The organism is Kitasatospora sp. NPDC023120, assembly GCF_055560835.1.
Genome location: NZ_JBVHHY010000024.1, coordinates 13647 through 35958, shown reverse-complemented (window position 1 = coordinate 35958; position 22312 = coordinate 13647). Strand labels below are relative to the sequence as shown.

General features: G+C 73.8%; 19 protein-coding genes. 6 read left to right on the top strand and 13 right to left on the bottom strand.

Annotated elements, in window-relative coordinates:
* Nucleotides 1-759, bottom strand: a complete 759-nt coding sequence (locus ACZ3TI_RS30250) for a response regulator transcription factor (protein ID WP_465731755.1) — start codon at nt 757-759, stop codon at nt 1-3.
* A gap of 390 nt (nt 760-1149) precedes the next feature.
* Here ACZ3TI_RS30250 and ACZ3TI_RS30245 point away from each other — a divergent pair, with 390 nt between their 5' ends.
* The 5 genes from ACZ3TI_RS30245 (at nt 1150) to ACZ3TI_RS30225 (ending at nt 6460) form a co-directional block, all read left to right on the top strand.
* Entirely contained in the window at nt 1150-1923 is a 774-nt protein-coding gene (locus ACZ3TI_RS30245) for an amino acid ABC transporter ATP-binding protein (RefSeq protein WP_465731753.1), read from the top strand.
* A gap of 118 nt (nt 1924-2041) precedes the next feature.
* A complete protein-coding gene (locus ACZ3TI_RS30240) occupies nt 2042-2944 on the top strand; it encodes a glutamate ABC transporter substrate-binding protein (protein WP_465731751.1) in 903 nt (300 codons plus the stop codon).
* A gap of 66 nt (nt 2945-3010) precedes the next feature.
* Nucleotides 3011-3661 (top strand): amino acid ABC transporter permease, encoded by a 651-nt coding sequence (locus ACZ3TI_RS30235; protein ID WP_465731749.1) that lies wholly within the window; start codon nt 3011-3013, stop codon nt 3659-3661.
* Nucleotides 3662-3734: 73 nt separating this feature from the next.
* The gene (locus tag ACZ3TI_RS30230) at nt 3735-4583 is read left to right on the top strand and encodes an amino acid ABC transporter permease (protein WP_465731747.1); all 849 of its coding nucleotides are present in this window, start codon (nt 3735-3737) and stop codon (nt 4581-4583) included.
* 122 nt (nt 4584-4705) lie between these two features.
* Nucleotides 4706-6460, top strand: a complete 1755-nt coding sequence (locus ACZ3TI_RS30225) for an FAD-dependent monooxygenase (protein ID WP_465731745.1) — start codon at nt 4706-4708, stop codon at nt 6458-6460.
* A gap of 89 nt (nt 6461-6549) precedes the next feature.
* On the opposite strand, the gene ACZ3TI_RS30220 is transcribed toward ACZ3TI_RS30225, so the two are convergent.
* From ACZ3TI_RS30220 to ACZ3TI_RS30195, 6 genes are all read right to left on the bottom strand, one after another.
* Complete coding sequence (locus ACZ3TI_RS30220) at nt 6550-7650, bottom strand: regulatory protein RecX (RefSeq protein WP_465731743.1); 1101 nt, start codon at nt 7648-7650, stop codon at nt 6550-6552.
* A gap of 4 nt (nt 7651-7654) precedes the next feature.
* Nucleotides 7655-8770 carry a recombinase RecA gene (gene recA / locus ACZ3TI_RS30215; RefSeq protein ID WP_465731741.1) on the bottom strand — a complete coding sequence of 372 codons (1116 nt, stop codon included), beginning with the start codon at nt 8768-8770 and terminating at the stop codon, nt 7655-7657.
* 195 nt (nt 8771-8965) lie between these two features.
* A complete protein-coding gene (locus ACZ3TI_RS30210) occupies nt 8966-10207 on the bottom strand; it encodes an AI-2E family transporter (protein WP_465731739.1) in 1242 nt (413 codons plus the stop codon).
* A 57-nt stretch (nt 10208-10264) separates the two neighbouring features.
* Nucleotides 10265-10459, bottom strand: coding sequence for a DUF3046 domain-containing protein (locus ACZ3TI_RS30205; protein WP_465731737.1), 195 nt, complete (start codon nt 10457-10459; stop codon nt 10265-10267).
* A complete protein-coding gene (locus ACZ3TI_RS30200) occupies nt 10456-11067 on the bottom strand; it encodes a GNAT family N-acetyltransferase (protein WP_465731735.1) in 612 nt (203 codons plus the stop codon). Before ACZ3TI_RS30200 ends, ACZ3TI_RS30205 begins: the two co-directional genes overlap by 4 nt.
* Before the next feature lie 67 nt (nt 11068-11134).
* Entirely contained in the window at nt 11135-12715 is a 1581-nt protein-coding gene (locus ACZ3TI_RS30195) for a S8 family serine peptidase (RefSeq protein ID WP_465731733.1), read from the bottom strand.
* Between the two features lie 148 nt (nt 12716-12863).
* On the opposite strand from ACZ3TI_RS30195, the gene ACZ3TI_RS30190 reads away from it, so the two are divergent.
* On the top strand, nt 12864-17573 hold the full coding sequence (locus ACZ3TI_RS30190; RefSeq protein ID WP_465731731.1) for an ATP-dependent helicase: 4710 nt from the start codon (nt 12864-12866) through the stop codon (nt 17571-17573).
* Between the two features lie 76 nt (nt 17574-17649).
* Here ACZ3TI_RS30190 and ACZ3TI_RS30185 read toward each other — a convergent pair whose 3' ends face one another.
* The 6 genes from ACZ3TI_RS30185 to ACZ3TI_RS30160 form a co-directional block, all read right to left on the bottom strand.
* On the bottom strand, nt 17650-17883 hold the full coding sequence (locus ACZ3TI_RS30185) for a hypothetical protein (protein ID WP_465731729.1): 234 nt from the start codon (nt 17881-17883) through the stop codon (nt 17650-17652).
* 121 nt (nt 17884-18004) lie between these two features.
* The gene (locus ACZ3TI_RS30180; protein ID WP_049660741.1) at nt 18005-18373 is read right to left on the bottom strand and encodes a helix-turn-helix domain-containing protein; all 369 of its coding nucleotides are present in this window, start codon (nt 18371-18373) and stop codon (nt 18005-18007) included.
* A gap of 332 nt (nt 18374-18705) precedes the next feature.
* Nucleotides 18706-19188, bottom strand: coding sequence for a CinA family protein (locus ACZ3TI_RS30175; RefSeq protein ID WP_465731727.1), 483 nt, complete (start codon nt 19186-19188; stop codon nt 18706-18708).
* Between the two features lie 20 nt (nt 19189-19208).
* Nucleotides 19209-19847 (bottom strand): CDP-diacylglycerol--glycerol-3-phosphate 3-phosphatidyltransferase, encoded by a 639-nt coding sequence (pgsA, locus tag ACZ3TI_RS30170; RefSeq protein WP_465731725.1) that lies wholly within the window; start codon nt 19845-19847, stop codon nt 19209-19211.
* Nucleotides 19844-21349: a 30S ribosomal protein S12 methylthiotransferase RimO gene (gene rimO, locus ACZ3TI_RS30165; RefSeq protein WP_465731723.1), complete on the bottom strand. Its 1506-nt coding sequence runs from the start codon at nt 21347-21349 to the stop codon at nt 19844-19846. Before rimO ends, pgsA begins: the two co-directional genes overlap by 4 nt.
* 97 nt (nt 21350-21446) lie before the next feature.
* Nucleotides 21447-22310 carry a helix-turn-helix domain-containing protein gene (locus tag ACZ3TI_RS30160; RefSeq protein WP_465731721.1) on the bottom strand — a complete coding sequence of 288 codons (864 nt, stop codon included), beginning with the start codon at nt 22308-22310 and terminating at the stop codon, nt 21447-21449.
* Between the last annotated feature and the right edge of the window lie 2 nt (nt 22311-22312).

Sequence of the window (22312 nt, the reverse complement as noted above, 5' to 3'; positions counted from 1 at the left end):
TCAGTGCTCCGCGGGGGCGTTCGGGGCCGGGTCCGCCGCGGCGGGCGCCGGGCTCTCGGGGATCAGCCGGTAGCCCACGCCGCGGACGGCCTCGACCAGGCCGGGCAGCGCGAGCTTGTTGCGCAGCGAGCCGATGTGCACCTCGAGGGTGCGCCCGTTGCCCTCCCAGCCGCTGCGCCAGACCTCGCTGAAGATCTGCTCGCGCCGGTAGACCACGCCCGGGCTCTGCGCGAGCAGGGCGAGCAGGTCGAACTCCTTGCGGGTGAGCGGCACGTCGCGTCCGTCCACGCTGACCCGGCGGCGCTCCCGGTCGATCCGGATGCCGCGGGACTCCAGCGGGCCGCGCTGCTGCGGTACGGCGTCGGGCGCGGGCACCGACACCGAGGAGGGGGCGGCACCGCGGCGGGCCACCGCGTGGATGCGGGCGAGCAGCTCGCCCATGTCGTACGGCTTGGTGACGTAGTCGTCGGCGCCCAGGTTGAGGCCGTGGATCCGGGAGCGGACGTCGGCACGGGCGGTGACCATGATCACCGGAACGCCGCTGCCGGCCCTGATCCGGCTGCACACCTCGAAGCCGTCGCGATCGGGCAGCCCGAGGTCGAGCAGCACCACCCGGTACGGCTCGTTGCCGTCCGGCACCAGGGCGTCCAGTGCCTCGTGCCCGCTGCGGGCGTGCCGGACCTGGAAGCCGTGCCGGCCCAGCACCGCGACCAGCGCGGCGGCCACGCGTTCGTCGTCCTCGACGAGCAGCAGTCGCATCCTGTTCTCCTCCTTCCCCCATGTGATCACCGATGATCACCGAACCGATCGGTCAGGCCCGGTCCTGCGCAGTATGGGCCAGCGAGCCGCCCGGCGCCAGGTTCGACCGCGCACCGGGCTCGTGGGGGACGGGGAGCACCGGCGCGGATTCCCGCTGTGACATGCCCCGTCGGCGCCCTTGCGAACAGTGCGCGCCCACCGTGTGGCCGTTTCGTGATCCTCAAGTTCCGCTCAGATCGGCTGACGCCGCGCGGTCACGCCTCCTATGGTCGGCCCACCGGGGGCTGCGGCTCCGCCGGTCGCGGCTCCCGGATTCGCACCACCATTGCCTCCCAAGGGAGTTGGGACTTCTCAGGTAGGCACGTTTTCGATACAGAGGGAGCAGGCGCGATGACCGAGAGCCCCGCACAGGACTCCACCCCCGCAGCCGCCCCGCTGGTCGTGCTGAGCAACGTCAACAAGCACTACGGCGCATTGCACGTACTGCAGGACATCGACCTGAAGATCGCCCAGGGCGAAGTGGTCGTGCTGATCGGCCCGTCCGGCTCGGGCAAGTCCACGCTCTGCCGGACGATCAACCGGCTGGAGACCATCGACTCGGGCACGATCACCATCGACGGCCGGCCGCTGCCCGCCGAGGGCAAGGAACTGGCCCGGCTGCGCGCCGAGGTCGGCATGGTGTTCCAGGGCTTCAACCTGTTCGCGCACAAGACCGTGCTGGAGAACGTGGTCATCGGCCAGGTCAAGGTGCGCAAGGTGCCCCGCGCGCAGGCCGAGAAGACCGCCCGGGAGCTGCTCGAGCGCGTCGGCGTCGGCGCGCAGGCGGACAAGTTCCCGGCCCAGCTCTCCGGCGGCCAGCAGCAGCGCGTCGCGATCGCCCGGGCACTGGCGATGAAGCCCAAGGTGATGCTCTTCGACGAGCCCACCTCGGCGCTCGACCCGGAGATGGTCAACGAGGTGCTCGAGGTCATGCGCCAGCTGGCCGCGGACGGCATGACGATGGTCGTGGTCACCCACGAGATGGGCTTCGCCCGCTCCGCCGCCAACCGCGTGCTGTTCATGGCCGACGGCAAGATCGTCGAGCAGAACACCCCGGACGCGTTCTTCACCGCGCCGCGGTCGGACCGCGCCAAGGACTTCCTCTCGAAGATCCTCCACCACTGACGCTTCGAGACCACGCGGGGCCGCCTCCGGCAACGGCGCCGATCGACCCTGCCCGCGCACAACTTCCAGACGCCAGAGCCCGGTTGACACCGCGGCCCAGCCCCAGGAGAACACCCTCATGAGGACTTCCCGCACCCTCGCCGTCGCGCTCTGTGCCGTCGCGCTCACCGCCACCGCCGCCTGCGGCAAGGACGGCACCCCCGGCGGCGCCGCCGCCAGCTCCGGCAACGCCGCGAAGCCGCCGACCTACACGGTCAAGACCGACGCCAAGATCGACTCCCCGGTCATCGCCGAGGCCAAGAAGCGCGGCCAGCTGATCATCGGCGCCAAGGCCGACCAGCCGAACCTCGGCTGGGAGGACGTCTCCAGCGGCGACCGCAGCGGCTTCGACATCGAGATCGCCAAGATGATCGCCGCCGACCTCGGCTTCACCCCGCAGCAGATCAAGTGGCAGACCCTGGTCTCCTCGCAGCGCGAGCCGGCCATCGACAAGGGTCAGATCGACTTCTACGTCGGCACCTACAGCATCAACGACGAGCGCAAGAAGACCGTCTCCTTCGCCGGCCCGTACTACATCGCCGGCCAGGACCTGCTGGTGAAGCAGGACAACACCTCGATCACCGGCCCGGAGAGCGTGAACGGCAAGAACGTCTGCACCGCCACCGGCTCGACCTCGATCAAGAACATCCAGCAGTACGGCCCGAAGATCACGCAGTTCGACACCTACTCGGCCTGCGTCGAGAAGCTCCTCTCCGGCGAGGTCGACGCCGTCACCACCGACGACGCCATCCTCAAGGGCTACGCCTCCAAGTACGCCGGCAAGCTCAAGGTCGTCGGCAAGCCGTTCACCAAGGAGAACTACGGCGTCGGCCTGAACAAGAACGACACGGTGCTGCGCAACGCCATCAGCGACGCCCTGAAGGCCCACGAGGACAACGGCGACTGGAAGAAGGCCTACGACGCGACGCTGGCCGCCTCCGGCTCCGCCGCGCCCGACGTCCCGGCCCTCGACCGCTACTGATCCGCCCGGGCATCGATCCGCCCGCCGCACGACATTCCCGACCCTGATTGAGAGGAGGGCCGCCGGATGGGGTTCCTGTTCGAGGACGACAACTTCGCGTTGTTCCGAGACGGCTTCCTGCAGACGATCGAGCTGAGCGCGCTCAGCGCACTGCTCGCCCTGCTGCTGGGCACCCTGCTGGCGGCCTTCCGGGTCTCCCCGGTGCCGGTCCTGCGCGCCTTCGGCACCACCTGGGTGACGCTCTTCCGCAACACCCCGCTGACCCTGCTGTTCTTCGCCGTCACCTTCGGCCTGCCGCCGCTGGGCGTGCACTTCAGCCACCTGGCCTTCGCGGTGCTGGCGCTCGGCGGGTACACCGCCTCGTTCGTCTGCGAGGTGATCCGCTCCGGCATCAACACCGTGCCGCTCGGCCAGGCGGAGGCCGCCCGCAGCCTCGGCATGACCTTCGGCCAGACCCTCACCATGGTCGTCCTGCCGCAGGCCGCCCGGACCGTCCTGGCCCCGATGAGCAGCGTGTTCATCGCCCTGCCGAGGAACTCGGCGATCGCCGGCGCGTTCAGCGTCCCCGAGCTGTACAGCGCCCAGCAGACCTTCTCCGAGCGCGGCTACTCGATCTTCGCGATCTTCTTCTGGGTGGCCTGCGCCTACCTGCTGATCAGCGCGACGGTCGCCACGCTCTTCCGCTTCCTGGAATCCCGACTGGCGGTGGCCCGATGAGCGAGCGCAGCGAGCGAACGATCAAGAGGTGCGCGGGGGCGAGTGCCCCTGCCGAGCGCAGCGAGGTGGGCGCATGAGCCTCTTTCAGCGCCAGGCATCCGCCAGCGTCCTCTACGACACCCCCGGCCCGAAGACCCGCGCCCGCTACCGCGCGTTCGGCGTCCTGTCCCTGATCGGCGTCGCCGGGCTCCTCTGGTACGTGATCAGCGCGCTCGCCGACAATGGCCAGTTCGACGCCGACCTGTGGGACCCGTTCCAGTACACGTTCGTCCAGCAGATGATCGTGGACGGCCTGATGTCCACCCTGGAGGCCTTCGGCCTGGCGGCGGCGTTCTCGCTCACCCTGGGCGCGCTGCTGGCCGCCGGGCAGCTCTCCGACCACAAGCCGGTCCGCTGGGTCTGCGTCGGCTTCGTCCAGTTCTTCCGGGCGATGCCGCTGCTGATCCTGATCGTCGGGCTCTACTACGCCTTCTTCGCCAAGGACCCGATGTGGGCCCTGGTGCTCGGGCTCACCCTCTACAACGGCGCGGTCCAGGCGGAGATCATCCGCAGCGGCGTCAACGCCGTCCCTCGCGGACAGGGTGAGGCGGCCTATGCCCTCGGCATGCGCAAGACGCAGGTGATGAGCGGCATCCTGGTGCCGCAGGCGGTCCGCTCGATGCTGCCCTCGATGATCGGCCAGCTGGTCGTCACCCTCAAGGACACCTCGCTCGGCTTCATCATCACCTACAACGAGCTGCTGTTCATGGGCAAGAAGATCGCCAGCCAGCCGATGAACGCCGCCGGGTTCCCCTACATCCCCGTGGTGCTCGTGATCGGCCCGATCTACATCGCCATGTGCATGCTGCTGACCGCGCTCGCGCGCTGGATCGAAGCACGTGGCCGTCGCGGCGCGAACCGGCGCACTTCAGCTGCTGCTTGACGGACACGCAGGTGAACTGTTGCATTGCTCTTCGTGACACCTCCCGGGAGCATCCACGCGGCATATGCGGCAGCGGTAACTGACGCCGGCCGATCGGCCGGTTCGTGCCCGGAGGTCCCCTCATGGACCCGGTGATCGTGGTCGGGGCCGGACCGGTCGGTCTGGCCCTGGCCCTCGCCCTGGCCCGGCACGAGGTGCCGACCATCGTCCTGGACGAGGGCTCCGGGCTCTGCCCCGAGGGCCCTCGCAGCCTCGTCATCGGCGCCGACACGGCCGCCTTCCTGACCCGGATCGGCTACCCGCGGGCCGTCTCGGACTCCGCCCTGTGGGACTCCTTCACCATCTGGCGGCGCCGCCAGGAGATGCTGCGGATCGACCTCACCGACTCGCCCACCTTCCACCTCCCCCAGCACCGCCTCCAGCGCGGCCTGCGCGACGCCCTGACCGGCACCCCGCTGATCAAGCTGGTCCCGCTTCACCGCGTCCTGGAACTGGAACAGGACCGGGACGGCGTCAGCGTCCGCACCGTGGGCACCCAGGACGGCTCCACCACCTGGTGGCGCGGCAGCCACCTGGTCGGCTGCGACGGCGCGAGATCCACCGTCCGCAAGCTCCTGAAGATCCGCTTCCCCGGCCGCCCGGCGGTCGACCGCAACGCCATCGCCACCGTCCGGGTCGACCTGCCCTTCGACGGCGCCCGGTTGCACCGCGAGCCCCCGTGGCGCGGCGACCGCGAGGCCTCCGCCCGTCCGCTGCCGGACGGCGTCTGGCGGCTCGACTGGCGGCTGCCCCCGGGCCGCCCCGCCCCCACCGAGACGGTCGACCCGCACGCCACCTGGCCGGGCATCGTCACCGGCGACACCCTGCTCACCCGGGTCACCTCCACCCTCACCGGCTGGTGCGGCGGACTCCCCCGCTTCGAGCTGCTCGCCGCCGCCGACCACACCGCCCAGCAGCGCCTCGCCGCCCGGTTCCGGGTCGGCCGCTGCTTCCTGGCCGGCGACGCCGCCCACCTGCACGGCGCGCTCGGCATGCAGAACCTCGCCGACGGGCTGCGCGACGCCGACAACCTCGCCTGGCGGCTCGCCCTCGCCTGGCACCTCCACTCCGGCGGCCCGCAGCCCGGCGGCTCGCTGCTGGACGGCTACGAGGCCGAGCGGCGCGGCGCGGTCGGCGCCCGGCTGCGCGCCGTCGACCAGTCCATGCCGCTGCTGCGCCCGCTGCGCGGCTGGCAGCAGACCCGGCGTTCGCTGCTGGTCGGCGGTTTCCGCAAGCACGCCCCGCTGCTCGCCGACGGCCAGCTCGGCACCGGACGCTTCGGCGGCGCGCCCGCCTACCCGGCGGCTCCCTCCGGCGTCCCCGGGCGGGTCCCGCTGCAGCGCGGCGCGCGCGGCGCCACCACCTCGCTCAGCGAACTGCTACCCGCCACCGCGCCCGGCGTGCTCGTCCCGGACCTGCCGGTGCTCGCCACCGACGGCACCCCCGACCACCTGCACGCCCGCCTCGGCGCCACCTTCCTGCTGCTGCTGGTCGCACCCGGCACCGCCGTCTGGTCGTCCGAGCACTGGCTCGGCGCCGGTCTGATGCCCCGGCTCGCCGAGGTCGCCGCCGCCCTGCCCGTCCCCGCCGAGGTCCTGGTCACCGAGGAGTACCCGGGCGCCGGACCGCACACCGTCCTGCTGATCCGCCCCGACGGGCACCTGGTCGGCGTCACTCAGGGCGCCGTCGCCGAGGACCTCCTCGCCTTGGCCGACCGCGCCCGCGGCGGCCCCGCCACCCTCGCCCCCGCCCCGGAGCACGCCCCGGAACCCGCGCCCGAGCACACCCCGGAGCGCGCCGACCGGCACGCTCCGCAGCAGGTCGACTCCCCGAGCTAGGGTCCGTTCGGCGACCAGCGAGCCCGGGTGGGGTCACGAGGCGGTCGACAGTCGGCCCGGTCCGCACCGGGACCCGTACGGGACTGCCGCTACTCCCAGGCGCTCTCCGACGGCTCGCCCTCCTCCTCGTCCAGCGCACCGCGCACCACCCGGAAGGCCAGCCCCTCGGAGTAGCCGCGCCGGGCGAGCACCCCGACCAGCCGCCGGGTGCGGACCTGCCGGTCCAGCCCCCGGGTGGACCGCAGCTTGCGCTCGACCAGGGCCCGGGCCGCCTCCTCCTCGTCGTCGTGGTCGACTTGGGCGAGGGCCTGCTCGACCAGGTCGGCGGCCACCCCCTTGGTGCGCAGCTCCTGGGCCAGCGCCCGCCGGGACAGACCGCGGACGGCGTGCCGGGACTCCACCCAGGCCGCGGCGAAGGCCGCGTCGTCGATCAGCCCGACCTCTTCGAGCCGGGTGAGCACCTCGTCGGCTACCTCGTCCGGGATCTCCCGCTTGCGCAGGGCGTCGCCGAGCTGCTTGCGGGTCTTGGCGGCACCGGTCAGCAGCCGCAGACAGATGTCCCGGGCGCGGGTCTCCGGATCGACCGACTCCTCGGACTGCCTCTTCCGGGAGCCACGGCCGACGCGCTCACCGGACGGCTCCTCGTCGAACAGCCCCTCGCCCGGCGGCTCTCCACCCGGCGGGCCCTCGGCGGATCGCCCGCGCCGGCTGCGGCTCCGGCGAACGCCGGAGCGGGAGGTCGAGGCGGCCGCACCCCCGTGACCGGCCGCCCCGAACGCGCCCGTGCCGCGTTCCGTCTCCTCCGCGGCGGACGCGGGCAGGCCCGCTGCGGGCTCCTCGGCCGCCAGCGCCGAGCGCCGACGACGGCGGCCGGTGGGCAGCTCGGAGGCGGAGAGCAGCCCGAGCGCCTCGACCGAGACCTCCGCCGGCTGCTCCCACTTCGAAGCCGGCCCGGGCGCCGCGCCGCGCGCCACCCGGGCCGGGGCCCTGTCGGACTCCGGCTCCTGACCGGACGTCCATCGCGCGGTGGACGGCCGCTCCCACCGCTCCCGGCGTGAGCGCGACGGCGCGGGAGGCTCCGGCGCGGGAGGCTCCGGCTCCTCCGCGACCGCGGCGAACCAGTCCGGCGGCCCGTAGTCGTCGTCCTCCGGGCCCGCCGGGCCGCCGCCCACCGTGTCGTACTGCGTCAACGGCTCAGGCCTTGGCCGCCGCCGTCTTCTTCGCCGCGGCCGTCTTGGCGACGGTCGCGGTGATCGGCTTCGCGGCGCCGTCGGCGGCGGCGGCGTCCGCCGTGCCCTCAGCCGGCTCCTCGGTCTTCGGGCCGATGCCGAGCTTGCCCTTGATCTTCCGCTCGATCTCGTCGGCGAGCTGCGGGTTGTCCCGCAGGAAGTTGCGAGCGTTCTCCTTGCCCTGGCCGAGCTGGTCGCCCTCGTAGGTGTACCAGGCACCCGACTTGCGGATGAAGCCGTGCTCGACGCCCATGTCGATCAGGCCGCCCTCGCGGCTGATGCCCACGCCGTAGAGGATGTCGAACTCGGCCTGCTTGAACGGCGCGGCGACCTTGTTCTTGACCACCTTGACGCGGGTGCGGTTGCCGACCGCCTCGGTGCCGTCCTTCAGGGTCTCGATCCGGCGGATGTCCAGACGGACCGAGGCGTAGAACTTCAGCGCCCGGCCACCGGTCGTGGTCTCCGGCGAGCCGAACATCACGCCGATCTTCTCGCGCAGCTGGTTGATGAAGATCGCGGTGGTGTTCGACTGGTTCAGCGCACCGGCGATCTTGCGCAGCGCCTGGCTCATCAGTCGCGCCTGCAGACCGACGTGCGAGTCGCCCATCTCACCCTCGATCTCGGCGCGCGGGACGAGTGCCGCGACCGAGTCGATGATCACCAGGTCGATCGCGCCGGAGCGGATCAGCATGTCGGTGATCTCCAGGGCCTGCTCACCGGTGTCCGGCTGGCTGACCAGCAGGGCGTCGGTGTCCACGCCGAGCTTCTTGGCGTACTCCGGGTCGAGCGCGTGCTCCGCGTCGACGAAGGCGACCGTGCCGCCGGCCTTCTGGGCGTTGGCCGCCAGGTGCAGGGTCAGGGTGGTCTTGCCGGAGGACTCGGGGCCGTAGATCTCGATCACGCGGCCGCGCGGGATGCCGCCGACCCCGAGGGCGACATCCAGGGCGGTGGATCCGGTGGAGATCACCTCGACCGGCTCGTTGGCCTTCTCGCCGAGGCGCATCACCGAGCCCTTGCCGAACTGCCGCTCGATCTGGGCGAGCGCGGTTTCCAGGGCCTTCTCGCGGTCCGTACCTGCCATGGCTTTTTCCCTCGGGTTCTGTGCTGTGCGCTTCATCGTCATCGACGCTAGCGCGTCCCACTGACAAACGAGCCCGACCGGGCTCGCCCTGTGGAAAACTCTTCGCCGGAGAGTACAAAGAACATTTGTTCGATTCAAGCCTCGCACGTCCGCGCGGTGGCGCCCCGGTCCCGCCGCCCGGGCGCCGCCCCCGGCTCAGTCCCCGTCCCCGCCGACCATCCGGCGCAGCCGCCGCGCCGCCTCCCGGCGCAGCTCCCGGCGGGCCCGCCGCTGCTCGCCCCGGTCGATCCGCGGATCGGTGGCCACCTCGTACCGCCGCACGTACGTCCCGACGAAGCCCTGCAGGGTCGCCGCCGCCGGGATCGCGATCAGTGCACCCACCGCGCCGAGCAGTGCCGCGCCCGCGATCACCGCGCCGAAGGCCACCGCCGGGTGCACGTCCACCGTCCGCGCGGTGATCCTCGGGTGCAGCAGGTAGTTCTCGACCTGCTGGTAGACCACCACGAAGACCAGCACCCAGAGCGCGTCCACCGGCTCGACGGTCAGCGCCACCAGCACCGGCAGCGCCCCGGCCAGGTACGTCCCGATGGTCGGCACGAACTGCGACATGACGCCCACCCAGACCGCCAGCGCCGCCGAGTACGGCAGGTCCAGCAGCGCGAACATCACCCAGTGCCCGGCGGCCGACACCACCGCGAGCAGCGCCCGGGAGTAGAGATACCCGCCGGTCTTGGCGAGCGCGATCTCCCAGGCCCGCAGCACCTCGCCCTGCTTGGCGGGCGGCAGCAGCGAGCAGACCGTCCGGCGCACCCGGGGGCCCTCGGCGGTGAAGTAGAAAGTGAACAGCCCGACCGTGAAGGCCTGGAAGAGCCCGCCGATCACGGTGGAGGAGACGCCCCAGACGTTGTCGGCGGCCTGCTGGGCGTAGTTCTCGATGGTGCCGGAGTCCTTGAGCAGCTTCTTCTGCAGCTCGCCCAGCGACAGGTCCTGGTGGAAGGTCCGGTTGATCCAGCCGATCAGGTTGTCGACCAGGTGCGGCAGGTCCCCGGCGATCTTCGCCACCTGGTCGACCAGCAGCGTGCCGAGCGCCGCGAGGAAGCCGAGCACCGCGATCCCGACCGTGACGAACACCAGGAGGGTGCCGACGCCCCGGCGCACTCCGCGGGCCGCCATCCGGTCCACGGCCGGCTCCAGCGCGAGCGAGAGGAAGAAGGCCACCAGCAGCATCACGAAGAGGTCGGTCAGCTGCCGGAAGGCCCAGTCGGCCAGCTGGAACAGCCCGACCAGCACCAGGAACAGCACCATCGCCCGGGGCAGCCAGCGCGGCATCCCGCTGCCCCACAGCGCGCCGCCACCGGCCGGGCCGCCGCCGGCCCGTTCACCGTCGGCGGCCCGCACCGCACTGCCCGAATTCTTCTGTTCTGCGCTGCTTGTCACCGGGACAGTCTGTCCCATACCGGGAACTCGGCGGCGGCGACGCCAACCGCAGCGCGGTCAGCGCAGCAGCGTCGAGATCCCCTGGGTCTCGCAGAGCACGCGCCAGACGTCCTTGGCCTCCCAGCCCGCGTCCAGCGCCTGGCGCACCGTCCGCCCGCCCAGCTCGGCCATCACGTGGTCGGTCGCGAACGACTCCGCGTACGCCTCGCCGAAGTGCGCGTACATCCGTCGCCAGAACTCCGTCAGCCTCATGCCTCCAGTATCCCGGACCGGTCCGCACCGCCCCGGGCCCGCCACTGCTCGGCGGTCAGCGCGTACTCGACCTCGCCGTGCTCGCTGCCGGCGATCATCTCCGGGTAGTCCTCGTGGAAGGTGCGGACGTACGTGAGCCCGCTCTTCTCCATCACCCGCCGCGAGCGCGCGTTCACCGTCATGGTGTACGCCACCACGCGCTCGACGCCCGAGCCGGGGTCGGTGAAGCCGCGGTGGACCAGCGCCCGCGCGCCCTCGGTCGCGTACCCGCGCCCCCAGCCGGCCCGGCGCAGCCGGTAGCCGAGCTCGATCTCGGCGCGCTCGCCCTCCACCGTCGGCCGGAACTCGAACCAGCCCAGGAACTCCCCGCTCGCCCGCTCCTCGGCCGCCCACCAGCCGAGGTCGCCGTAGCGGCGGTAGTGCTCCAGGTAGCGCGGGACCAGCGTGGACTCCACCCACTCCCGCGCGCTCGGCTTCCCGCCGGTGAGGTAGCGCATCACCTCGGGGTCGCCGTCCAGCCCCACCAGTGCGTCGACGTCGGCGGGGGTGAAGCGGCGCAGCACCAGCCGCTCGGTGGCGAGGTGCACGGACGTGCCGGGATCGTTCATGTACGGATCCTCACCCGCCGTCGGAGCGCCCGTCACCCGGTTTTCCACCGCCGCGCGGCCACCGGGCTCACCGCGGCAGCGTCAGCAGTCCCGCCCCGGAGTACTGCCGGTCACCGCAGGCGTACGGCCCCGGCGGGCAGGCGGCCGCCGCCGTGGTCGCGAGCAGTGCCGCCAGCGCGTCGGAGCCGAGGTCCGGGTGCAGCGCGGCCGCCACCGCGATCGCGCCGGTCACGTGCGCGGCCGCCATCGAGGTGCCGGCCAGCGCCGTGTACTGCCCGCCGGGCCAGTCGGAGACGACCGCGGTCTGGGGCCCGCCGTCCGGGTCGCCGCCGGGAGCGGCCAGCGAGACCCGGCCGCGCCCGTAGTTGGAGTAGGCGGAAGGGTGGCCGTCCCGGTCGACGGCGGTGACGGTGACGACGCCGGGCAGTTCGCCGGGCAGCCGGATGCACTCGGTGCCCAGGTAGCGGGTCTGCGCCGGGCCGGAGACCCGGTCGTTGGGGCTGCGCTCGTCGGTCCGCTCGGCACCGAGGTCCTGCGCGTCGTTGCCCGCCGAGGCGACCACCACCGCGCCCTTGCTCCGGGCGTACCGGGCGGCCCGGTCGACGGCGGCGATCAGCGCGGCCTGGTCCCGGTCCTCGGGGCAGTTGTACTTCCACGGGTCGGCGAAGTAGCTGTTGTTGACCGCCTTGGCGCCGTGGTCGGCGGCCCAGAGCAACCCGCAGACGATGTTCTCGGCGTAGTACTGCCCGAGCGGTCCGAGCAGCCGGACGGCGGCGATCCGCACGCCCGGCGCGACCCCGGTGACGCCGCGGCCGTCCCGGGCGGCCCCGACGATCCCGGCGACGTGGGTGCCGTGGCCGCTCTCGCCCACCCCGGGATCGGGCCGCCAGGCGCCGGTGCGGGCGTCGGGCCGGCCGTCGGCGCAGGAGGCGGAGGCCTTGGGGTCGACGGCGGCGCGCAGGTCCGGGTGGGTGTCGTCGACGCCGGAGTCCAGCACCGCGACCAGCACCCGGTGCAGCACCTCGGGGCCCGGCACGCCGCCTGCGGGGATTCCGCCCGGGCCCGGGGAGGCGTCGCCGGCCCGGGCGGAGGCCGCACCGAGCATGGCGAGGTTCCAGGCGCTGCCCTCGGCCGGGTCGGGGACGGTGGCGGTGCCGTCACCCCGGTCGCCGCCGCCCGCGCGGTCCCCGCCGTCCCTCCGGTCGCCGCCGCCCGCGCGGTCCGCGTCGGCGGTCCCGGGCCAGCGGGTGTCCGCGCCCGCCGTGAAGTCCCCGGCCCCGTCCACCGCGCGGGGCGGCGCCACCACCGGCGCGGTCCGGGTCGCCCCGACGGCGGCGATCCCCGGCCTGGCCCGCACCCGGTCGGCGAACCCCCCGGTCGCGTACGCCAGGACGGCCCCGATCTGCGGGTACCCCTGCACCACCCGCCCGCCCGCCGCCCGGCTCTCCGCCCCGGCCCGGTCCGCGCCGGACGCGTCCGCCCGCTCGGCCAGCACCAGGTAGCTCAGGTAGGCCCGACCGGGTCCGGAGACGTACGGGACGGCCCCGCCCACCACGAGCGCCGTGAGCAGCATCGCGAGCAGCGCCCGGGCGGGCCCGCCGACCCGGCGGCGCCGGGCGGGCCTGCCCGACGGGTGCGCCTGCGCCATCGCACGGCCTCCGCTCGTCGGTCCGGTGGGTCACGGATGGATCATGATTCCGAATCATCACCATATGAGCGGATTGTCGTTTCTGCTTCCCGGCTTACACCCCTCCCGCCAACCCCCGGTTGTCGGTCCCACCCGGCACCATGGGGGCATGGCGCCCCAGCAACCGACCCCGCCCGCCGACGACCCCCTGGCCGGCTTCGCCCCGACCACCCGGGCCTGGTTCACCGGCGCCTTCTCCGCCCCCACCACCGCCCAGGCCGAGGCCTGGCGCGCCATCCGGCGGGAGACGGACGTCCTGGTCGTCGCCCCCACCGGCTCCGGCAAGACGCTCGCCGCCTTCCTCTCCGCCCTGGACCGGCTCAGCAGCACCCCGCCCCCGGCCGAGCCCAAGCGCCGCTGCCGGGTCCTCTACGTCTCACCGCTCAAGGCACTCGCGGTGGACGTCGAACGCAACCTGCGCGCCCCGCTGGCCGGCCTGCGTCAGGCCGCCGTCCGGCTCGGCCTGCCCGAGCCGGAGGTCCAGGTCGCCATCCGCTCCGGCGACACCCCCGCCGCCGACCGCCGCCGCTTCGCGACCCACCCGCCGGACATCCTGATCACCACCCCCGAGTCGCTGTTCCTGCTGCTCACCTCCGCCTCCCGGGAGGCCCTGCGCGGCGTGGACACGGTGATCCTGGACGAGGTGCACGCGGTCGCCGGCACCAAGCGCGGCGCCCACCTCGCGCTCACCCTGGAGCGGCTGGACGAGCTGCTGGACCGCCCAGCCCGCCGGATCGGCCTGTCCGCGACGGTCCGCCCGGTCGAGGAGGTGGCCCGTTTCCTCAGCCCGCAGCGCGGCGCCACCGTCGTCCAGCCCCCCGCCGCCAAGGACTTCGACCTCTCGGTGGTCGTCCCCGTCCCCGACCTGGACGACCTGCCCGCCGCCCCGGCCACCGGCGGCGCCGCCGACAGCGACCCGCAGCGGCAGGCCTCGATCTGGCCGCACGTCGAGGAGCGGATCGTCGACCTGGTCGAGGCCCACCGCTCGACCATCGTCTTCGCCAACTCCCGCCGCCTGGCCGAGCGCCTGTGCAACCGGCTGAACGAGATCGCCCACGAGCGCGCCACCGGCGCCCCCGTCCCCGAGGCCCACGCCCCGGCCCAGCTGATGGGCGGCTCCGGCGCCGCCAAGGGCGCTCCCGCGGTCATCGCCCGGGCCCACCACGGCTCCGTCTCCAAGGAGCAGCGCTCCCTGGTCGAGGAGGAGCTGAAGGCCGGCCGGCTGCCCGCCGTGGTCGCCACCTCCAGCCTGGAGCTGGGCATCGACATGGGCGCCGTCGAACTCGTCGTCCAGGTCGAGTCCCCGCCCTCGGTCGCCTCCGGCCTGCAGCGGGTCGGCCGGGCCGGCCACCAGGTCGGCGCCGTCTCCACCGGCGTCTTCTTCCCCAAGTACCGGGGCGACCTCGTGCAGTCCGCCGTGGTCACCGAGCGGATGCGGGCCGGCCGGATCGAGGCGCTGCGCATCCCCCGCAACCCGCTGGACGTGCTCGCCCAGCAGCTGGTCGCCATGACGGCCCTGGACTCCTGGCCGGTGGACGACCTGCTCACCGTGGTCCGCCGCGCCGCGCCCTTCGCCACCCTCCCCCAGTCCGCCTTCGACGCCGTGCTCGACATGCTGGCCGGCCGCTACCCCTCGGACGCCTTCGCCGAGCTGCGCCCCCGCGTGGTCTGGGACCGGGTGGCCGGCACCGTGACCGGCCGCCCCGGCGCCCAGCGCCTGGCCGTCACCTCCGGCGGCACCATCCCCGACCGCGGCCTGTTCGGCGTCTTCATCGCCGGATCCACGGCGGCCGATTCGAAGACGGGGAAAAAGGGCGGCGGCAGGGTCGGAGAGCTCGACGAGGAGATGGTCTACGAGTCCCGCGTCGGCGACGTCTTCACCCTGGGCACCACCTCCTGGCGGATCGAGGAGATCACCCACGACAAGGTGCTGGTCACCCCCGCCCCCGGCATCCCCGGCCGGCTGCCGTTCTGGAAGGGCGACACCCTCGGCCGCCCGCTCGAACTCGGCCGCGCCCTCGGCGCGTTCACCCGCGAGCTGGGCGCCCTGCAGCCCGAGGCCGCCACCCAACGCCTCAAGCAGGCCGGCCTGGACGACTGGGCCGCCGCCAACCTGCTCGACTACCTCGCCGAGCAGCGCGCCGCCTGCGGCCACCTCCCGGACGACCGCACCATCGTGGTCGAACGCTTCCGGGACGAGCTCGGCGACTGGCGGATCGTCATCCACTCCCCCTTCGGCGCACAGGTGCACGCCCCCTGGGCCCTCGCCCTCGGCGCCCGGCTGCGCGAGAAGCACGGCCTGGACCCGCAGGTCATGCACGCCGACGACGGCATCGTGCTCCGCCTGCCCGACGCGGACCTGCTGGACTTCCCTTCCGAACCCGCGAGTCCGACGCCGGACGACGCCCCGGTCGGCGCCGACGCCGCCCTGTTCGACCCCGGCGAGATCGAGCAGCTGGTCACCGACCAGGTCGGCGGCTCCGCCCTGTTCGCCTCCCGCTTCCGCGAGTGCGCCGGCCGCGCCCTGCTGCTCCCCCGCCGCAACCCCGGCCGCCGCACCCCGCTCTGGCAGCAACGCCAGCGCGCCGCCCAACTCCTCGAAGTCGCCTCCGAGTACGGCTCGTTCCCGATCGTCCTGGAGGCCGTCCGGGAGTGCCTGCAGGACGTCTTCGACGTCCCCGGCCTGGTCGAGCTGATGGGCGACCTCGAATCCCGCGCCGTCCGCCTGGTCGAGGTCACCACCCCCGAGCCCTCCCCCTTCGCCCGCTCGCTGCTCTTCGGCTACGTCGCCCAGTTCCTCTACGAGGGCGACTCCCCGCTCGCCGAGCGCCGCGCCGCCGCCCTCTCGCTGGACTCCCGGCTGCTGTCCGAACTCCTCGGCCAGGCCGAGCTGAGCGAACTGCTCGACCCCCGGGTGCTCGCCGAGCTGGAGGCCGAGCTCCAGCGCCTCACCCCCGAGCGCCGGATCAAGGACGCCGAGGGCGTCGCCGACGCCCTGCGCCTGCTCGGCCCGCTCACCGAGGCCGAGTTGACCGTCCGCGGCGCCGAGCCGCTCTGGGCCCTGGAGCTGGAGGCCGCGCGCCGGGTGATCCAGGTCCGGATCGCCGGCGAGCAGCGCTGGGCCGCGATCGAGGACGCCGGACGGCTGCGCGACGCGCTCGGCACCCCGCTGCCGGTCGGCGTGCCCGAGGCCTTCACCGAACCGGTCAAGGACCCGCTGGGCGATCTGGTCGCCCGCCACGCCCGCACCCACGGCCCGTTCACCGCCGCCGAGGCCGCCGCCCGCTACGGCCTCGGCACCGCCGTCGTCACCGGCACCCTGCACCGCCTCACCGCCGCGGGCCGCCTGGTCCAGGGCCACTTCAGGCCCGCCGGAAGCCTCACCGATCCCGAGTGGCACACCGCCCTCGAGTGGTGCGACGCCGAGGTGCTGCGCCGACTGCGCCGCCGCTCGCTGGCCGCGCTGCGCCAGGAGGTCGAGCCCGTCCCGCCGCGCGCCCTGGCCGCCTTCCTCCCGCAGTGGCAGCACCTGGCCGGCCACCGGCTGCGCGGCCCGGACGGCCTGCTCCGGGTGGTCGAGCAGCTCCAGGGCACCGCACTGCCCGCCTCCGCCCTGGAGAAGCTGATCCTCCCGGCCCGGCTCGCCGACTACTCCCCCGGCCTGCTGGACGAGTTGACGGCGGCCGGCGAGATCGGCTGGTGCGGGGCCGGCGCACTGCCCGGCAAGGACGGCTGGCTCAGCCTCCACCTCGCCGAGAACGCCCACCTGCTGCGCCCCGAGCCCGTCCCGCCCGCACTCACCCCGCTGCACAGCGCCCTGATGTCCGCGCTGGCCGGCGGCTACGGCCTGTTCTTCCGCCAACTCGTCCAGCAGCTCCCGGAGGAGACCCCGGAGCCCGAGGTCGTCTCGGCCCTCTGGGACCTCGTCTGGGCCGGCTACGTCACCAACGACACCCTCGCCCCGCTGCGCGCCCTGCTGGGCTCCGGCCGGACGGCGGGCGCCACCGCGCACCGCGCACCCCGGTCCACCCCGCGCGGCCGCTACGGCGGCGCCGGCCGTGCCTTCGGCCGGGCTGGCGGCGCCCTGCGCAGCGGCCCGCCGACGGTGGCCGGGCGCTGGTCGCTGCTGCCCGCCTTCGCCGCCGACCCGACGGTCCGGGCCACCGCCCAGGTGCAGAGCCTGCTCGACCGGCACGGCCTGCTCACCCGGGGCGCGGTGGCGGCCGAGCGGGTGCCCGGCGGCTTCGCCGGGGTCTACCGGGTGCTGGCCGCGATGGAGGAGCGCGGCCGGGCCCGCCGGGGCTACTTCGTCGAGGGCCTCGGCGGCGCCCAGTTCGCCATGGAGGGCGCGGCCGACCGGCTGCGCTCGGTCAACGGCAAGCTGGAGCGCGCCCGGGCCACCGAGTGGCCGGCCGCCCCGACCACCGAGCCGCCACAGACGCTGGTGCTGGCCGCCGCCGACCCGGCGAACGCCTACGGCGCCGCCCTGCCCTGGCCCGAGCCGCCCACCGCCCCGGGCGGCAAGGAGTCCACGGCGCACCGCCCGGGCCGCAAGGCGGGCGCACTGGTGGTCCTGGTGGACGGCGAGCTGGCACTGTACGTCGAGCGCGGCGGCAAGTCCCTGCTGGCCTGGCCCGAGGACGGAGCCACCCGGGCGCTCGCCGCCGGGGCGCTGGCCGAAGCCGCCCGCGCGGGCGCGCTCGGCAGCGTCACGGTGGAGCGGGCCAACGGCGAGCCCGCCCTCGGCTCGGACCTCGGCCGGGCCCTGGAGGAGGCCGGCTTCCACGCCACCCCGCGCGGCCTGCGGCTGCGCCCCTGAACCGGCGACGCGAACCGCCCCCGGACGCACCGGAGGCCGCGGGGTCCAGGACCCCGCGGCCTCCGGCCACGTCGAATCACCCGATCAGCGGCGGTGGCGCCTCCACCTGCCGACCCGCCTCCGCGCGCCGGCGCGGGGCCGGTCCGGTCGCGTTCCGGTCGGCATGGACCGGGATGAGACCGAGCCCCCAGCCTCCGGCCGCGAGCAGTCCGAGCGCCGCACCGTCGGCCGCCTGCCCCCGGACGACCAGGAGCCACCAGGCGAGCCCGGCCGTCACGGCTGCCGGGAGCCACCACAGCGGGCGCGGCACCGGGAGCAACCTCCGCGCCCCGGCCCGTATTCGGGCCACCGGGCGCACCATCGCGTCTTTCCGCACGACCGTCCTCCCTTCGCTCGCCCCGGGCACGGACGCCCGGGAGTCGAGGCCGGGATCAGGCGGCGACCACGTCCATCGCAGCGGCCTTGGGCGACATGTTCGCCCGGTCGGTGCCAGGGGCGGGCAGCGGAACCGGTTCGAGTACCGGCCTCAGCAGATCACCTTCGGAGAGGGTGGCCATCGCCGCAAGTTCGGCGAGCGACAGCTCGTCGCTGACCTCGCGCATGACCTCGGACATCCGGACGTCGAGTGCGTCGCAGATGGCGGAGAGCAGCTCCGAGGAGGCCTCCTTCTGTCCCCGCTCGACCTCGGAGAGGTACCCGAGCGAAACCCTGGCGGCCGCCGACACCTCGCGGAGTGTGCGGCCCTGGCGCTGGCGCTGCCGACGCAGTACATCGCCCAGTAGGCGACGGAGCAGGATCATCGGTGCCTCCCTCCTCGGACTGCGGATCGAGATGTCACGCCCCCACCGTACCGCCTTGCCCGCTTCGCGTGCGGGGACCCTGGTCGTGTTCACTCTGGGCTGCAAGGCTGTCCCCCTCCTCGTTCCGGTGTCGTACCCGGGTTTGCGGGCCCCTCGTGGTACCCGACGCGGGCCACCCGGCCACCGTCACGCAACTCGTTCGCCACCTGGTTTCTGCCCAACCAGGCTGTTGGATGTAACACGATCCTCCAGCTGTGTCATGCCCGAGCGCCAGATCGGCAGATCTCGGTTCGGTGGAGATCCTCCGGTGGAGATCCGCCGGAGCGGGCCCGTCATCGTGCGAGCCGGCCGACCAGCAGCTCCAGCGCGGCGGTCACCGCCCCGTGACGGATTGTGGCACGCCCGCCCGACAGCAGGGGCGAACTGACCAGAGTTCCCCCCGGACCGGCGACCGCCAGGTGTACGGTGCCCACCGGCTGCCCGTCCTGCGGATCCGGACCGGCCACCCCGGTCGTCGCGAGCCCGTACGTCGCCCCCAGCAGCCCGCGCACGCCCTCGGCCATCTGCCGGGCCACCACCGGGTGGACCGGCCCGTGGACGTCCAGCAGGCCCTCGTCCACCCCGAGCACGGAGGCCTTCAGCTCGGTCGCGTACGCGGTGACCGAGCCCCGGAAGGTCGCGGACGCCCCGGGGACGTCCACCAGCGCGGCGGCCAGCAGCCCGCCGGTCAGCGACTCGGCGACCGCCAGCGTGCCGCCCTCGGCCCGCAGCGCGGCGTGCGCCCGCTCGGCCAGCCGGTAGTCGTGCTCCGCCATCCGCTCTCCCCCGTCGTCGTTCAACGCCCCGCGCGCTCCGCGGCCCGTCCCTCGCGGCGCAGTCGCAGCGCCTGTCCGATGTAGTCCAGCGCGGTGCCGACGGTCAGCAGCACCGCCAGCCCCATCAGCACGGCCCGCCCGGTGGCCAGCCAGCCGGTCAGGGCCAGGACGTACATGCCGACCGCGGTGCCCTGGGTCAGCGTCTTGAGCTTGCCGCCGCGGCTGGCCGGGATGACCCCGTAGCGGATCACCCAGAACCGCATCAGCGTGATGCCCAGCTCGCGGGCCAGGATCACCACGGTGACCCACCAGGGCAGGTCCCCGAGCAGCGAGAGGCCGATCAGCGCCGAGCCCATGATCGCCTTGTCCGCGATCGGGTCGGCGATCTTCCCGAAGTCGGTGACCAGACCCTTGCGGCGGGCCAGTTCACCGTCGAACAGGTCGGTGATCATCGCGATCGCGAACGAGGCCCAGGCGACCGAGCGCCACTTGGGGTCGTGCCCGCCGTCGGCGAACAGCAGCAGCACGAAGACCGGCACCAGCAGCACCCGGACCATCGTGAGCACGTTGGCGATGTTCCAGACCCCCGGGGTCGACGGCACCGCGGCCGCCGGCCTGCCCGGGTAGGCCGCTGCCGGGGCGCCTGGCCCCTTGGTCATTCCCCGGCTCCCGGCGCCTCGGCCCCCGCGGTCGCGGGCAGTCGCACCTGCTCCAGCGCCTCGGCGACCAGGTCGACGCCCTCGCTGGCGACCACCTTGGCCCGCCAGAACTGTCCGACCTCGGGGGCCTCGACGCCCTCGAGGGTGGTCAGGCCGTCGGTCTCGGGGGCCTGGTGGCCGGCCCGGCCCTCGACCACGCCGTCCTCGATCGACTCGATCAGCACCTCGACCTCGGTGCCGATCCGCTGCTCGGCCCGCTGGGCGGTCATCTCCTCGGCCAGCCGGCTGAGCCGGTCCACCCGCTCGGCGATCACGTCCTCGGGGAGCTTGCCGTCGTAGGTCGCGGCCTCGGTGCCGTCCTCGTCCGAGTAGCCGAAGACGCCGATCGCGTCCAGGCCGGCGTGCGTGACGAAGCGCTCCAGCTCGGCGAAGTCCTCCTCGGTCTCGCCGGGGAAGCCGACGATGAAGTTGGACCGGGCGCCGGCCTGCGGGGCCTTGCCGCGGATGGTCCCCAGCAGCTCCAGGAACTGGTCGGTGGAGCCGAAGCGGCGCATCCGGCGCAGCACGGCGGGCGCCGAGTGCTGGAAGGACAGGTCGAAGTAGGGCACCACGTCGGCGGTGCCGGTCATCGCGTCGATCAGGCCCGGGCGCATCTCGGCCGGCTGCAGGTAGGAGACCCGCACCCGCTCGACGCCCTCGATCGCGGAGATCTCGCCGAGCAGCGTCTCCAGCAGCCGGATGTCGCCGAGGTCCTTGCCGTACGAGGTGTTGTTCTCGCTGACCAGGACGATCTCGCGGACGCCCTGCCCGGCCAGCCATTGGGCCTCGCTCAGCACGTCGGAGGGGCGGCGGGAGATGAACGAGCCGCGGAAGGCCGGGATGGCGCAGAAGGAGCAGCGCCGGTCGCAGCCGGAGGCGAGCTTGACCGAGGCGACCGGGTTGTCGTCCAGCCGCTTGCGCAGGGTGCGCGGGCCGGAGGCCGGGGCGAGGCCCTCGGGCAGGTCGGCGATCGGCTCGGCGGCGGCCTCGGCGCCGTGGCCGGGCAGGGCGACGGCCTCGGCGGCGGACTGCCGCTCGGCGGGGCTGATCGGCAGCAGCTTGCGGCGGTCGCGCGGGATGTGCGGGGCGTGGTGGCCGCCGGAGAGGATGGTCTGCAGGCGGTCGGAGATGTCGGAGTAGTCGTCGAAGCCGAGCACGCCGTCCGCCTCGGGCAGCGCGTCGGCGAGCTCCTTGCCGTACCGCTCGGCCATGCAGCCGACCGCGACGACGGCCTGGGTGCGGCCGTGCCCCTTGAGGTCGTTGGCCTCCAGCAGGGCGTCCACGGAGTCCTTCTTGGCGGCCTCGACGAAGCCGCAGGTGTTGACGACTGCGACGTCCGCCTCGGCGGCGTCGTCGACGAGCAACCAGCCGTCGGCTTCCAGTCGCCCGGCGAGTTCCTCGGAGTCCACCTCGTTGCGGGCGCATCCGAGCGTGACAAGGGCGACAGTACGGCGTTCAGGCATAGGCCCAAGATTAACGCGCGGCCTCCGGTGCCGTTCGCCCCGGAGGCCGCGCGCCCCGAATCAGCTGATCATCACCGGACCCGGCCGGCCCCTGTGGTCAGCCCGCCTGCGGGTCTCCGGGGGTGTACGTGACGTGCACCACCTGCCCGTCCTTGCCGAGGAGGCCGAGGTCCTTGCCGTTGACGTACGCGTGCACGGCCCCGCCGTTGCCCAGCACCAGCTTGATCTGCTTGGGGTCGGTGAAGGTCTGGTCCTGGCCGTCGCTGATGTTGTTCTGGAACAGCGACTTGCCGCTGCTGTTGCTCGCCGAGACCCAGCTGGTGCCCTCGGCGACCAGCTTCACGGTGACCTTGTCGGCCGGGACGGCGGCGATCGCGGCGGCGCTCGGCGCGGGCGCCGGCGGCTGGACGGCGGGCGACGCGGCGGGCGCGACCGAGCCGGTGCCGGAACCGCTGGGCAGCGGCGCGCTGGCGGAGCCGGTGGTGCCGTGCCCGCCCTTGCCGCTGACCAGGTTGAACCCGATCAGGGCGACCACCGCGACGATCGCGGCGACCATCGCGGCCGCCCAGTTCGGCCGGCCGTGGGTGGGCACCTTGATCGGGCCGCTGTCGATCAGCTGGCTCGCCGACCGCTTGGCGGCCGGCGGGCCGCCGTGCGCGGCGTCGTAGCGGGCGACCAGCTCCTCGCCGTCCACGCCGACGGCGCGGGCGATCAGCCGGATGTGCCCGCGGGCGTAGAAGTCGCCTCCGCAGCGGCCGAAGTCGTCCTCCTCGATGGCATGGACGATCGGCACCCGGACGCGGGTGGCGGTACTCACCTGGTCCACCGTGAGTCCCGCGTCGATCCGGGCGGCGGACAGCACCCGGCCGATGCTCGGGGCATCGGCCGCCTGCACCGCGTCGTCGGTCGGCTCGACGGACGACGGGGCGTTCTCGCGGTCGGTGGACTTGCCGATGGTCACGG

Coding starts and splice junctions, on each gene's coding strand:
- ACZ3TI_RS30250 (WP_465731755.1), bottom strand. CDS start 759: ATGCGACTGCTGCTCGTCGAGGACGACGAACGCGTGGCCGCCGCGCTG.
- ACZ3TI_RS30245 (WP_465731753.1), top strand. CDS start 1,150: ATGACCGAGAGCCCCGCACAGGACTCCACCCCCGCAGCCGCCCCGCTG.
- ACZ3TI_RS30240 (WP_465731751.1), top strand. CDS start 2,042: ATGAGGACTTCCCGCACCCTCGCCGTCGCGCTCTGTGCCGTCGCGCTC.
- ACZ3TI_RS30235 (WP_465731749.1), top strand. CDS start 3,011: ATGGGGTTCCTGTTCGAGGACGACAACTTCGCGTTGTTCCGAGACGGC.
- ACZ3TI_RS30230 (WP_465731747.1), top strand. CDS start 3,735: ATGAGCCTCTTTCAGCGCCAGGCATCCGCCAGCGTCCTCTACGACACC.
- ACZ3TI_RS30225 (WP_465731745.1), top strand. CDS start 4,706: ATGGACCCGGTGATCGTGGTCGGGGCCGGACCGGTCGGTCTGGCCCTG.
- recA (WP_465731741.1), bottom strand. CDS start 8,770: ATGGCAGGTACGGACCGCGAGAAGGCCCTGGAAACCGCGCTCGCCCAG.
- ACZ3TI_RS30205 (WP_465731737.1), bottom strand. CDS start 10,459: ATGAGGCTGACGGAGTTCTGGCGACGGATGTACGCGCACTTCGGCGAG.
- ACZ3TI_RS30200 (WP_465731735.1), bottom strand. CDS start 11,067: ATGAACGATCCCGGCACGTCCGTGCACCTCGCCACCGAGCGGCTGGTG.
- ACZ3TI_RS30195 (WP_465731733.1), bottom strand. CDS start 12,715: ATGGCGCAGGCGCACCCGTCGGGCAGGCCCGCCCGGCGCCGCCGGGTC.
- ACZ3TI_RS30190 (WP_465731731.1), top strand. CDS start 12,864: ATGGCGCCCCAGCAACCGACCCCGCCCGCCGACGACCCCCTGGCCGGC.
- ACZ3TI_RS30180 (WP_049660741.1), bottom strand. CDS start 18,373: ATGATCCTGCTCCGTCGCCTACTGGGCGATGTACTGCGTCGGCAGCGC.
- ACZ3TI_RS30175 (WP_465731727.1), bottom strand. CDS start 19,188: ATGGCGGAGCACGACTACCGGCTGGCCGAGCGGGCGCACGCCGCGCTG.
- pgsA (WP_465731725.1), bottom strand. CDS start 19,847: ATGACCAAGGGGCCAGGCGCCCCGGCAGCGGCCTACCCGGGCAGGCCG.
- rimO (WP_465731723.1), bottom strand. CDS start 21,349: ATGCCTGAACGCCGTACTGTCGCCCTTGTCACGCTCGGATGCGCCCGC.